This window comes from Limosilactobacillus panis DSM 6035 (assembly GCF_001435935.1).
GTDB classification, from domain to species: domain Bacteria; phylum Bacillota; class Bacilli; order Lactobacillales; family Lactobacillaceae; genus Limosilactobacillus; species Limosilactobacillus panis.
Map to the genome: position 1 here is coordinate 77,173 of NZ_AZGM01000022.1, position 12,858 is coordinate 90,030.

At 51.5% G+C, this 12,858-nt stretch carries 14 protein-coding genes; all 14 read right to left on the minus strand.

Annotation, left to right across the window (positions count from 1 at the left end):
• Position 1: 1 nt before the first annotated feature.
• The gene (tsaD, locus tag FD32_RS01785) at positions 2-1,027 is read right to left on the minus strand and encodes a tRNA (adenosine(37)-N6)-threonylcarbamoyltransferase complex transferase subunit TsaD (RefSeq protein WP_047769268.1); all 1,026 of its coding nucleotides are present in this window, start codon (positions 1,025-1,027) and stop codon (positions 2-4) included.
• A 5-nt stretch (positions 1,028-1,032) separates the two neighbouring features.
• A complete protein-coding gene (gene rimI, locus FD32_RS01790) occupies positions 1,033-1,599 on the minus strand; it encodes a ribosomal protein S18-alanine N-acetyltransferase (protein WP_047769266.1) in 567 nt (188 codons plus the stop codon).
• Positions 1,583-2,308 (minus strand): tRNA (adenosine(37)-N6)-threonylcarbamoyltransferase complex dimerization subunit type 1 TsaB, encoded by a 726-nt coding sequence (gene tsaB, locus FD32_RS01795; protein WP_047769407.1) that lies wholly within the window; start codon positions 2,306-2,308, stop codon positions 1,583-1,585. The genes rimI and tsaB overlap by 17 nt, the downstream gene beginning before the upstream one ends.
• A gap of 272 nt (positions 2,309-2,580) precedes the next feature.
• On the minus strand, positions 2,581-3,576 hold the full coding sequence (galE, locus tag FD32_RS01800) for a UDP-glucose 4-epimerase GalE (protein ID WP_047769263.1): 996 nt from the start codon (positions 3,574-3,576) through the stop codon (positions 2,581-2,583).
• 122 nt (positions 3,577-3,698) lie between these two features.
• On the minus strand, positions 3,699-4,643 hold the full coding sequence (locus FD32_RS01805; RefSeq protein ID WP_047769261.1) for a Ppx/GppA family phosphatase: 945 nt from the start codon (positions 4,641-4,643) through the stop codon (positions 3,699-3,701).
• Entirely contained in the window at positions 4,627-6,882 is a 2,256-nt protein-coding gene (locus tag FD32_RS01810; RefSeq protein WP_047769259.1) for an RNA degradosome polyphosphate kinase, read from the minus strand. Before FD32_RS01810 ends, FD32_RS01805 begins: the two co-directional genes overlap by 17 nt.
• 2 nt (positions 6,883-6,884) lie before the next feature.
• Entirely contained in the window at positions 6,885-8,396 is a 1,512-nt protein-coding gene (locus FD32_RS01815) for a hypothetical protein (protein ID WP_047769257.1), read from the minus strand.
• Between the two features lie 155 nt (positions 8,397-8,551).
• Complete coding sequence (locus tag FD32_RS01820) at positions 8,552-9,322, minus strand: acyl-[acyl-carrier-protein] thioesterase (protein WP_053003063.1); 771 nt, start codon at positions 9,320-9,322, stop codon at positions 8,552-8,554.
• 2 nt (positions 9,323-9,324) lie between these two features.
• The gene (gene rsmI, locus FD32_RS01825) at positions 9,325-10,197 is read right to left on the minus strand and encodes a 16S rRNA (cytidine(1402)-2'-O)-methyltransferase (protein WP_047769256.1); all 873 of its coding nucleotides are present in this window, start codon (positions 10,195-10,197) and stop codon (positions 9,325-9,327) included.
• Between the two features lie 11 nt (positions 10,198-10,208).
• Positions 10,209-10,562 carry an initiation control protein YabA gene (locus tag FD32_RS01830; protein ID WP_047769254.1) on the minus strand — a complete coding sequence of 118 codons (354 nt, stop codon included), beginning with the start codon at positions 10,560-10,562 and terminating at the stop codon, positions 10,209-10,211.
• Between the two features lie 13 nt (positions 10,563-10,575).
• The gene (gene holB / locus FD32_RS01835) at positions 10,576-11,589 is read right to left on the minus strand and encodes a DNA polymerase III subunit delta' (RefSeq protein WP_152666531.1); all 1,014 of its coding nucleotides are present in this window, start codon (positions 11,587-11,589) and stop codon (positions 10,576-10,578) included.
• A 13-nt stretch (positions 11,590-11,602) separates the two neighbouring features.
• Positions 11,603-11,926 carry a cyclic-di-AMP receptor gene (locus FD32_RS01840; RefSeq protein WP_047769249.1) on the minus strand — a complete coding sequence of 108 codons (324 nt, stop codon included), beginning with the start codon at positions 11,924-11,926 and terminating at the stop codon, positions 11,603-11,605.
• Between the two features lie 22 nt (positions 11,927-11,948).
• A complete protein-coding gene (gene tmk / locus FD32_RS01845) occupies positions 11,949-12,590 on the minus strand; it encodes a dTMP kinase (RefSeq protein ID WP_047769247.1) in 642 nt (213 codons plus the stop codon).
• A 17-nt stretch (positions 12,591-12,607) separates the two neighbouring features.
• Positions 12,608-12,856 carry a YaaL family protein gene (locus FD32_RS01850; RefSeq protein ID WP_047769245.1) on the minus strand — a complete coding sequence of 83 codons (249 nt, stop codon included), beginning with the start codon at positions 12,854-12,856 and terminating at the stop codon, positions 12,608-12,610.
• Between the last annotated feature and the right edge of the window lie 2 nt (positions 12,857-12,858).

Sequence of the window (12,858 nt, forward strand, 5' to 3'; positions counted from 1 at the left end):
TTTACTTCATCCGGTCAAACATCAGGCCCGGCACCGCATTGAGGTCCCAACCGGCCCGGTCGCCATGCAGGTAATTGATATAACCAGCGGCGCCAATCATTGCCGCGTTGTCACCGCACAGCTTTAGTGGTGCCTGGAGCATTGAAACATCCGGGTGGAACTTCTTCATGTCATGGTCCAGGCGGGTCCGCAGGCCGTGATTAGCGGCCACCCCACCAGCCAAGATCAACTGCTTAACGGGGTAACGGTTCAGTGCCCGCATTGTCTTTTCCGCCAGAACATCAATCACGCTCTGTTGGAAACTAGCCGCCAAGTCGTTCTTATCAAGCTTTTCACCACGCTGGTCCGCATTGTGGACGGTGTTGATAAAGGCACTCTTCAGCCCACTGAAGCTAAAGTCATAGTTAGCTTCCTTTTCCATTGCGCGGGGGAAGTGGAAAGTATCCTTTCCCTGTCCGGCCCATTCGTCAATGGTCTTACCAGCTGGGTAATTGACACCTAGCACCCGACCAATCTTGTCATAGGCTTCGCCGGCCGCATCATCACGGGTTTCACCAATGATTTCGTATTCGTGTTCCCGGGGCATGTAGACCAGTTCCGTGTGCCCACCAGAAACCAGCAGGGCCATCTGGGGGTATTTGAATTCACCCACAAAGCAGGCAGCATAGAGGTGTCCCGCCATGTGGTTAACTGGAACCAGCGGTAAATGATGGGCCCAGGCCACGACCTTGGCTGCCGTCACGCCGACCAGCAGTGAGCCCACCAAACCGGGCCCATAGGTAACAGCAACCGCATCGAGGTCTTCGTAACTAACCCCGGCTTCTGCCAAGGACTGGTCAATACACCGGGTAATCCATTCAATATGGTGCCGGCTGGCCACCTCTGGCACCACCCCACCGAAACGCTGGTGGCTATCAATTTGGGTTGCGACAATGTTGCTTAAAATTTTTGTCCCGTTTTCAATTACGGCAACACTCGTTTCGTCACAACTTGTTTCAAAGGCGAGAATTAAATTCCGCTCTGCCATACTATTTATTTTCCTCCTCTGCTCAATAAATCCGCTTGCATATCAACCGCGTCTTCATGGTTATCAACGTAATAGCGGTGCTTAATCCGGTGTTCGCGAAAGCCCAGCTGCTCGTAAAGCTTACGGGCAACCAGGTTGTGAACCCGGACCTCCAAACTCAGCGACCGGAGCTGCAGGTAACGGGCATAAGCAATCGCCGTTCGCATCAAGTAGGTGCCGATACCATGCTGCTGGTAACCCGGGGTCACCCCGATATTGGTAATGTGGAGGTCCAGGTGGTACCAATCAACCGCCATCCCCATGAAAGCGATGATCTGACCATCATTGACCACTGCCAGGTACAGGCGGTCGTGGGGGCGCTGAATTTCAAGTTGAAAAGCGGCATAACTCCACGGGGCCTTCCCGTAAATCTGCTCCTCGATCTGGACTAGGGAGCTGATATCGCGGTCGTTGACTTGGCGAACCACGTACTGGTGTTTCCTGATCATAACGACCCGCCGGTCAAACTTTAATATTGGTTGCCGGCGGGCGTTCACCTTACAGTGATACCAGCTTTTAAACTTCTCGAACATAATTCTTTCTTGTTTCTCCCGGGTGTAGCTTCTGCCAGTTGGCCTCAGCCTCAGTTATCCGGAGGTAGTGGGGAACGAACGGATCGATTTCCTTAACCGCTGACAGGCCCTCACCAGCCAACGCCAGCTGGTATGTAGACGGAATTCCGTATGTCCGGGGAGCAAGGGTGACGTTTTCTGGTAATTTCTCAAGTTGGTCACTAATCCGCTTGGTCATGTGCCCTACCAGAATTACTGGCCGCTCAATCTTTGCCAGTTGGTCTAGCAAGGTCGTCATTGCCAGGTGCTGGTCTTCAATCTGGTTGGTAAGCTTTCCTTCTTCCCACTGGTAGGCCCCAGCAAAGACGTTTCCCCGCCGGGCATCAAAGAACGGTACAATGACCTGCTTACTGGTTGGCAAAACGTTGCGGGCAATTACTGCCAGACTGGATACCCCTACTAAGTCCACGTCAATTGTGTCCGCAAGGGTTTTCGCCGTAGTTGCGGCGATCCGGATTCCGGTGTAGGAGCCCGGTCCCTGGGCAACAACGACCCGGTCAATGTCCGTTGGTGCCCACTTAACGAGCTTAAACAAGCGGTCAATTGTTGGCATCAAATAAATACTGTGGTTACGGACCATGTTCAATGTGGTCGTTGCCAGCAGTTGATCATCTTCGACTAAGGCCACACTCATCGGATGGTTCGAGGTGTCAATGGCTAGTACTTTCATTTCAATCATCCTTTCAATCACTACCAATCTTATCACAACCGCCTGCCTTTTGCCTTGGGAAGCCTAAAAATGGGAGTGAGACAGAACTAGCTTGCTAGTTCGTTTTTCGACGCGAAGCTAGCCTGTAGGGAACCCCCGCAAGCACAAAGAGGACTCTAGCGTTCGGATTTTCCGAACACTAGAGTCCTCTTTGTGTACTGCGCCGTAGTATTTCCAACTATATAGGAGACTTATGTCACAACCTCATTTTGACTATTCACATATTTTCTCTTCTAGTCGCGATCATCATAGCCCTTTGGGTGGGTTGAGTGCCACTTCCAAGCGGTGGCAATAATGTCGTGAACATCATCGTACTTTGGCTTCCAGCCGAGGATTTCCCGGGCCTTGTCACTAGCGGCAACCAGTGAACCAGGGTCCCCGGGACGCCGTGGAGCCATCTTAGCAGGAATTGGTTTACCAGTAACCTCACGAGCAGCTTCCAGCATCTGTTTGTTGGAGAAACCTGTGGATGAACCAAGGTTAAAAGCGTTACTCTTGTTGCCAGCTTCCAGGTACTTGATTGCCAGAATGTGGGCATCAGTCAGGTCCATGACATGAACGTAGTCACGAACATTGGTGCCATCTGGGGTATTGTAGTCATCCCCAAAAATGCTTAATTCTTTCCGCTTTCCTTGAGCAACTTGCAGGATGATTGGGACCAAGTGGGTTTCTGGACCGTGGTCTTCACCAATCGTTCCATCCGGAGCTGCACCGGCAACGTTGAAGTAACGCAGGGCAACAAACTTGATACCGTATGCCTTATCAGCCCAGGCCATCATCTTTTCCATCATCAGCTTACTTAAACCGTAGGGGTTGATTGGCTTTTGCGGGTCAGTTTCCTTGATTGGCATGTGTTCTGGAACACCATAGGTTGCAGCGGTTGAGCTGAAAACGATGTACTTGATTCCGTGGTCGTGCATTGCTTCCAGCAGGGTGATCATACCACCAGTGTTGTTGTCGAAGTACTTCAGTGGCTTGCTCATTGATTCAGGAACAATTGAGAAGGCCGCAAAGTGAACAACCGCGGTGATGTCTTCGTTATCAAAGATCTTGTCCAAGAACTTACGGTCCCGGATGTCCCCTTCGTAGAACTTGGCCTTTGGATTAATGGCCTTCCGGTGACCAGTTGAGAGGTTGTCAGCTACAACAACATCTTCACCATATTCAACTAAATTTTTAACCATGTGGGAACCGATGTATCCAGCTCCACCAGCAACTAAAATTGCCATGTTGTCTCCTCCTTATTCCAACTATCGCCAGCAAATAATGGCGCTTACATTTTCTTCACTATGATTGTAGCACAGACTTACTAAAAAAATCAGTAAATTTTAGTAAAAATTAAGTAAAGAGACTAATTAAAGTTAATTTCATGTTCACGGTACTTAAATAATAGGCCCTCACGAAGTCCACTATTACTAAATTGGACCTCATCAATAGCCAGCTGCCGCATCAAGGCTAGCAACGGGAGGAGGCCGCCAATAATGACGTCTGCCCGTTCCGTATTGATCCCCCGAATTTTAGCCCGTTCAGCCCGGCTATATTCCAGCAGCTCGTGCATGATACCGAATGCAGTCTGCGAAGTCATCGTTAAACCGTGAACGGGCGCTGGTTTGCCGTCAACCGCGTTCCGCCAGCGAAAGACCTTGGCCAGGGCCCGGTTAGACCCTCCAAGAGCCACGATTTCCGTCCGGCGGAAGCGACTCAGCCAGCGCTGGTGTGACAGGGCTTCATCAACTTCCACCATCGCATCAAAGAGGTTGGCCGCGTTAATCTGGTCATCGAGGTGGTAGCGCTGGGATAAGATCACCGACCCCATCGGGATACTGACCGTTTCTTCCGCGGCACCGTTGTCGACCGCGACCAGCTCCATGCTGGCCCCACCGGTATCAATAATCAGGCCATGCTTAAGCGGGAGGGTATTGCTGACCCCCACATAGTCCAGGTAGGCCTCCTGGGCCCCGGAGATAACCTTGATTTTAAAGCCCGTTTCCTTCTTAACCCGGTCAAGGAACTCTTGCTGGTTCTCGGCCTGACGGACCGCCGCCGTCGCCACCGCAACGATTCGCGCGTTCGGGTAGTCATTACAAACAATCCGGAACTCCTTTAGAGCGGCAATTGTCCGTTCTACCGGTTCAGGCTTCAACACCTTTTCCGGGCCCATCTGTGATGACAGGCGGACATAGCGCTTGAGGTACTGCTTAGTGACTGCGGACCCATCCTCCATTAGTTCGCTGATTTTTAAACGGACGGAGTTAGAGCCCAAGTCGATTACGGCGAGGTTATTCTTCTTTGCCATTGGCATCTCCCTTTCCTTTCAGGTGCAATGATGGAACATGCTTCGAAAGCGTCTCAAAAACAGTCGGAAAGTGCCGTTTAGCTTTCTCCTTGTTAGTTTCCTCCTTATTCAAGCTGACCGCTTCCTTAACAAAGTAGTCCTGAGAAGAGAACGGAGCATCTTCTCCCCGGTCAATCCGCTCGTAGTGGTCGCCCACAAGAACCCGGGCCTTCACGTTATCCTTCCACATTGTGTCAAAGATGTGAATTGCCCGGGCCTTGGTGTCGTCTTGGCGAACCGGGAAGAGTTCTTCAACCCGCCGGTTAAGGTTCCGCGTCATCATGTCCGCACTTGCCAGGTAGATCTCCTGGTGACCATTACTCTCAAAGTAGTAAATCCGGGAGTGCTCCAGGAAGCGACCAACAATTGAGTGGACCTCAATGTTACCGTGCAGCTCGGGGAGGTCGTTGCGTAGGCAGGTAATCCCCCGGACAATCAGCTGGATCTTGACCCCATTGGCAGCGGCATCGTAAAGGTGGGCAATAATCTGCTTATCGGATAGAGAATTCATCTTCATCCGGATTAATGCTGGGTTACCAGACTTAGCAACGGCAATCTGCTCGTCAATTTTCTGGTTAATGAACTCCCGAATTCCGTCTGGGGAAACCCGCAGCTGATAGAAGTACGGTGGCCGGGCAAACCCTGACAACATGTTAAAGAGATTAGTCATGTCGACGCCGAGTTCGTGGTCACAGGTGAACATCCCCATGTCGGTATAGAAGTGAGCCGTGACGTCGTTATAATTCCCGGTTCCCAGGTGCATGTAACGACGGAGGCCGTCCTCATCCCGCCGGATCACCAGGGCCACCTTACAGTGGGTCTTGAGCCCAACCAGGCCGTAGATAACGTGGCAGCCCATTTGTTCCAGTCGTTGCGCCCAGCGAACGTTATTCTGTTCATCAAACCGGGCCTTGACTTCAACCAGGACCGTGACCTGCTTTCCCTGCTGGGCAGCCATCCCCAGGTACTTAATGATTGGTGAGTTTCCGGAAACCCGGTAAAGGGTCATCTTAATCGCCAACACGCACGGGTCAATCGCTGCCTGGTGGATAAAGTTAGCCACGGCTGCGAAGTTATCGTACGGGTGTTGGACAAGGTAGTCGCGCTGACGGATGGCTGCGAAGATATCATGTTCCATGTCTAATGCTGGGTTCAGATAAGACTTAAACGGCTTGTAGCGGAGGTCATCATGACCGTCGACCATCCCCGACAATTTCTTCAAGAAGGTCAGGTCAACCGGACCGTTAACCCGGTAAATTGACCGCTCACTGACATGGAGGTTATCAATCAGCTGGTCTTCCAGCCAGGAATCAATATCGTGCTCCACTTCTAGCCGCATGACCTGGCCGTGCTCTCTTTCCCGAAGCTGGTGCTTAACCGCCCGCAACAAGTCTGAGGTATCTTCTTCCGCCACATCAAGGTCCATGTCCCGCATGACCCGGTAGGTCGCGGTTGCCAGAATTTGGTAACCAGGGAAGAGCTGTTTTAAGAACTCCTTGATTAGTTCATCAATCAAGATGAAGTTATTTTCACCTGGTAAACGCACTAAGCGCTTGTAGATTTCAGGAACACGGACCGTCGCAAACTTAATGTCGGCTTCCTTCCGGTCATCGTGAGGCTCAGCCTGGGGCCGGTCGACTTCCTGGTCTCCTTCCAGGGTTTCGTGGCCATGGTGTTGTTGGCTAGCGGGGTCCCGCCGCAAGCTGATGGCAATGTTCAAGGAACTATTTGAAATTAACGGAAACGGCCGGGAACTGTCGTCAGCCATCGGCGTTAAGACCGGCATCAGTTCGTCATTAAAGTAACGCTTGATGAATTCGTACTGCTTTTCATCGAGGTCATTAATGTGCAAAATATTAATATTCTGCCCAGCCAGCTGGGGAATCACCTGCTGGTTATAGATTTCGTAACGTTCCTTCACCATCCGGTGTTCCTTCTTGTTGACCGCATTCAACTGCTCTTCGGGAGTCAGGCCGGACGCATCGGTCGTTGTGACGTTGGCCGCGGCCAGCTTGTGGAGTGAGGCCACCCGGATCATGAAGAATTCGTCAACATTACTCTGGGTAATCCCCAAGAAATTAGCCCGTTCCAGCAGGGGGTTACTCATGTCGGTGGCTTCACCCAGGACCCGACCATTGAAGTCAATCCAACTTAATTCACGGTTTACATAGTTTTCTGGTTTATAAAAGTCTTTGTACATCATTATCCCCTCTCAATCAGTACCGGTTTAATTCCATAAACATCAGTAAAGAGCTTGGCCTTTGTACTAAATGACCACTTCTCCAAAACCAGGTCATCGTTAGCGGTTGCCTTAATTTTTAACCGGCCGTCATCCGTCAGCTTTAGGCTGATCTTCTTAATCTTCTGTTGGCGGGAATCGTCTAAAGAATCCACTACCCGTAAGATTGCAGCCAACTTAGCAACCGTTAGCTGGATATCATCATCAAGCCGGCGGTAGTGGGGCTGGAAAACGGTTGGCGACTCGGCACTATGGTAGCGAGCCACCTCCGCAATGATTTGGTTATCATCGTCAGAAAGACCGATCCACGGGTTGGCTTGGAGAATATATGCTGAGTGGCGGTAGTGACTCCGCTGGTTAATGAAGTTTCCAATATCGTCAACCTTGCAAGCAATCTCCAGCAGGAGGCGCTCGTGGTTACCCAAGCGGTGAATTGGCCGCAGTTGGTCAAAGAACTGCAGGGCAAAGTGGGTCACGAAGTGTTGGTGCGCCGTGTCGACCCCGTAGCGTTGTGCCAGGTTGTCGGCTGACGTCCTAATCATCGTCTGAACCTGCTGGCGGGACTGGTCGTTATTGACAGCAATTCCATTGGTCAAGCCGTCCATCACCGAAATATTCGTAACGTAAGCCTTCTGGGGGTGAATCAACTGCGCTGCCCGCGCAATCACCATGTAGTTCGGCACGAGCAGGTTCTTCCGGTAATTCTCTACTGCCAGGCCACTCCAGAAGCCCTTCGATGGTGCCAGAAGATCAACCGGTTCATCAGCCTTGTCAAACAGGTCCAACGGAATCTCACCCAGGTGGCTCCCCCGGCTAACGTAGCGTTTACCCAAGACAGGGGCGTTTTGAATTAACAAGGTCGTCTTCTTCTTTTGAATCAGCTCGGGGGCAATATAGCCAAGCTTACTACTGATATAGTCTTGGATGATTTCCTGGGGGTTGGTCGTCGTCTGCCGAAGACGGTCAACCAGACGGCTGATTTGGGCCCCACCAAGGTCTAGTTCCCACAGGGTCTCAAAGTTTCCGTGGTGGAAAAAGGCCAGACTCAATGAATCCAGGCCCAGGCTTACCAGGTAGAGGCAGTGCTTACTGAGGTTCTTAAATTCAGACAGGTGGTTAACAACACAGCTCATCGACTGGGCCATCAGTTGGTTATTGTTCAACCAGGTGATCTCCAGTCCGGTCCGCACCTCCAGCTGGTCAGCAACGTAACGGGCCGTTACCTTATCAAGGTCTTCCAGGGCGCCATAGAAAGAAACTTTCTTCACTTGGTAATCCTTGATCTGCTGCTTGAAGCCATCGATATTGTTGACGATGGCGGCCATGTTTTCGACGTAGTTGGCTACCCGGTTGGTCCCAACTACCAGTTCACCTGATTCGACATTATTAACTATTCTTAACTTTGGTAACTCTAGTATTCGTAGACTTACCCGGTCAGGCTCCAGATAAATCACGGCAATTAACGATTGTTTCACTTTAGCCCTCCTCCGCTTCTTACTAATTTAATTATAGCCCATAAGTTGCGTTCGCCAAAGTTTGTTTATTCTACTAATTACCGGTTGACTGTCTATTAATAATTTAAACAGAAAAAGACCTTCGTGGTTCACTCTAAACCATGAAGGTCTGTTTACTAACCATTATTCACGGGTGCCCAGGTAATTTCAGCGCTAGTGCAGCACTCGCCACCGGACCAAACTTCATGTTGGGATGTCGTGGTACCGTCATCTTGGATGCGGGCCAAGCGACTTTCCACCGTGGCGTTTTCCTGGACCTCATTTTGGTACTGAATAGTAAAGGCAACCGGCTGGTGGTGGCGCAAGAACACCGCCCCCAGGGGGTCCGTCAGCCAGTCAAAGTAGCGGGCGTTATTGACGTGGTGGTTAACGTCAATGTCGTAGTACCGCACCCGGTACTGCTGGCTGGTAAAATTGCCGGAGAGCTTACCCGGCTTCTTGGGCTTATCCAGCCGTTTTTGGACTGGTGATTCGAACGGGGCCAGTAGTTCATCCGGGATTTTCATCAGGCGTCGCTTTTGCAGGTTCATCATCACAAAGAGGGCCTTGATATGGGCGTAGTGATGGTGGTGCAGGTCGTCCATCCAGAACTCACGTAGGGCAAAAAAGGCGTTACTAGCCGTTGCCCGGGTCCCCAGGATTACCTGGTCACCATAGCGCGGCTGATTGGCACTTAAGTGGCCCTCATACGAGATTACCACCCAGGCGCCCCCACTCTGTTCAACCTTCTGGCGGTCAAGGCCCATAAAGATGGAGTGGGCATCCGAAACCATCGTCATCATGCTCATCAGCATGCTGAGGCCAGGATGACCAGTGTCAGTGCACTCATAGTACTTAAGTTGGTGCAACATCTCATAGCAATTTGCGGTCTGTTGAAGTTCTGTCACAATTATTCTCCTATATGGTGGTACTGACGGTAAAGTTGCTGACGGTTAAGGCCGTTGCGTTTAGCGACTAGCTTGATCGCCGCGTTAGTCGACAGACCCTTCACGATTTCCTGGTCAACTTGCTCCAATGGGGATAAGTCACTGGCCGGCTGGGTGTCCTCTTGAGGGTGCGGGTTTCCAGCAACCAAAACCACGAACTCACCGCGCGGGCTGTGCTCAGTAAAGTAGGCCTGCAACTCCCCGAGTGACCCCCGACTGAATTCCTCATAACGCTTAGTAAGTTCACGCGCGAGAACCGCCTGGCGGCCGGCCCCTAAAACCTCCGCCAGGGTTGCGAGGGTCTTCTTCAGCCGGTGAGGCGCCTCGTAAAAGATCAGCGTTTCCGGCCGGTTGACCATTGCCTGCAACTCGGTCACCTGCTGCTGGTGCTTCCGTTGCAAAAAGCCGTAGAAGTAAAAGGGCTGCGGGGCCAGGCCCGAGGCAATCAAAGCGGTCAGGCCGGCGTTGGCACCGGGGAGGGGAACAACCGGAATCCCCGCTTTGACCGCGGCAGCAACCAGTTCCTTACCCGGGTCCGAGATGGATGGCATCCCCGCATCACTGCACTGGGCGATGGTTACCCCATTTTTGAGCTTCTCAATCAGTTCTGGGATCCGTTGCTCCGTATTGTGCTCGTGAAAGCTGATTTCCTTTGTATCGATCTCAAAGTGGTTAAGCAGCTGCTGGGTGTGACGGGTATCCTCAGCTGCAATCAGGTCCACTTCGCGTAGGGTTTTAACTGCCCGGAAGGTCATGTCATCGAGGTTACCAATCGGTGTTGGTACCAAGTAAAGCCGTCCTGTATCACTATTTTGAAAACTACTAATTTGTTGCATCCACTTACCCCTTATTGTTTCTGTTGGTCATTGATTCCACTAAAAATCGCCTCGTCACAGAAAATGCAGCTTTCGTGCGGGGCAAGCCGTTCACCAAAGTGCTTCCGGCAAACATGAAAGCCCTGGTGGTAAAGCTCATTGAGCGTTCGCCGCCCCGTCGACAACTGCTGTTCTCCCCGCTGGTCACGGAGCTTCTTGATTGCCTGTTGGAGGTGGTTATTTTCAATCGTCAGTTCCGCGTTCTGGGCCAGGACGTTGTTCAGTTGCGTTTTCAAGTCCGCCAATTCGCTCGTCATCTCACCCAGCTGGTTGCTGAGTTTCCCTAAACTATCATAAATGCTGTTTCGCTGCTGATCATCGTTCATGATCGCGCCTCCATTAATCTGTCAATGTCTGGACAATGCGAATCGTCAATTCTTCCAAAATATTTTGAAAGCTAATATTTTGCTCTAAGTAGTGGCGGGTGGCTAGGGTTAACTGGCTAACCGTCAGCAGGTCGGCCATCGAATAGTGTTGCCCCACAGATTTAATCGCCGTCAATTCTTCAACAAAGTGAAAGCGGTCCTGGTCCTCAATCCCGTTTGCTGCCAAGAGGGTATCCCGCCAAATCAGGGCTGCCAGGTCAAGTAAAACGAGCTGGTGGTCCCGATTATGGGCCCCGAGCTTGACCAGGTCCGTCTGTACGCCGACAAAGGCCATCATCTTTCCCTGGCTAACCTGGTGGTACCACTGGAGAATTCCGGCAACGGCCTGGTCGAACCAACCATCCTGGCACCAGTCCACCACCGTCGTTACCGAGTCTGTTAGGCCAATTGCAATCCGGGCCTTTTTCTCCGTTACCCCCTGCTCTTGCAGGGCACTGAGCAACTCCTGCCGGTTCAGGGGAGCCATTTCGAGCACCTGGGTCCGCGACTGAATTGTCGGCAGGATGGCACTCTTGTTGGTTGTCAACATCAGGATGTAGATCCCGGGTCCCGGCTCCTCGATGAACTTTAACAGGCTGTTTGCCGCACTCGTGGTCATCTTTTCGGCATCCTTGATAATGAAAAGTTTCTTATTGCCCTCCATTGCGCTCTTGGTAAACTCACTTTTCAGGCGCCGGATGGTATCGACCTTAATCTGCCGCCCCTCAGCCTGAGCAAGGACAATGTCGGGATGGTTTTCACTCAAAATGCGCTGGCACTCCGGACAGGTGCCGTCGGGTTCCCCGTCAACCGGGTGCAGGCAAAATAGCCGCAGTGCCAGCCAACGGGCCACCGTTTCCTTGCCGGAACCACTCGGCCCCACTAACAAGTAGGCGTGCGCCAATTCTTTATTTTTGATTACCCGTTTGAGCTGACTAATCAAAACTGGCTGGAGTTGCTCTGCCCGGGTTACCTCCGCTGCGTTCACCAATACCACCTACTTAAAACTTGAGAAACTGTTCCACCGGCATCACGAAAACGGTGGCACCACCGATGCGGACATTAACAGGAAAGGCCGAACCGCCCTCGACGTCAATGTGCATCTGAGAAGTGACGTATTGTTCCCGTGACTCGGCATTTTTCTTAATGATGTCAAGCACTTGTTGGACCTTTTCATCCTTGACCCCAATCAAAAAGGTGGCGTTTCCTTCACGCAAGAAGCCCCCCGTTGTTGATAACTGGGTCACCTGAATTTCGGCCTTGTTAAATGCTTTTCGTAAGCGATTGCTGTCCTTGGATTGCACAATGGCAATAATCATCTTCATAGTAATCACTCCTTAGATCTTCTTAAAATAGGTCGGGATAACGCGTATGAATGACCTGCCGCACGTCTGTAATTACCTGATCAAGCGGTTGACTGGCATCAACGAGCTTAATACGGTCCGGGTCATTGTGGTACATGCGGAGGTAGGCCTGGCGAACCGCCTGGTGAAAGGCCAGTTTTTCTTTATCAAGGCGGTTAACCTGGTCTGACCGGTGCTCTGCAATCCGGCGGAGGCCAATTTCCGATTCGATGTCCAGATAAACCGTGAGTTCCGGCATTACCCCATCAATTGCAAACTGGTTTAACTGCCAAATCTCCTTTTCACCCAGCTGCCGACCAGCTCCCTGGTAAGCGACTGAACTGTCAACATAGCGGTCACAAAGGATCACCTTACCCGCATTTAAGTCCGGCAGGATCTCCGAAATGACGTGCTGACGCCGGCTGGCGGCAAAAAGGAGGGCCTCTGTCCGCCCGTCCATGTCGCCATTAGCAGCGTTAAAAAGGAGCTGGCGAATCTGTTCAGAAATACGGTCCCCACCTGGTTCCCGGGTATACACAACCCGGTCTTTTCCCAGCTGGTCCTCCAGGTCCGCTTGAATCTGGCGGAGGACACTCGTCTTTCCTGCGCCATCTGGGCCTTCAAAAGATATGAACTTTCCTTGCATTTTATTTTCACCTGTTCCTAACGACTAATGACACCATGGTTGAGCTGGCCATGGACTTTGTACTTCCGGGCAATCTTATAAAGATATAAGTACTTCTGTTCCTGGATCTTGGTGCGGTCACGAAGCTCGCTGCTAACGTTGGCTTCATAGACCGCCCGCTCAGTTTCCTTAGCATGGTCCCAGCTGGCCTTCGTATCATAAATAGCGTTTAGTAAACGCTGGTTACGCAACTGGGCAACCCGATCTTTTCGGCGACCAAATAGCACTC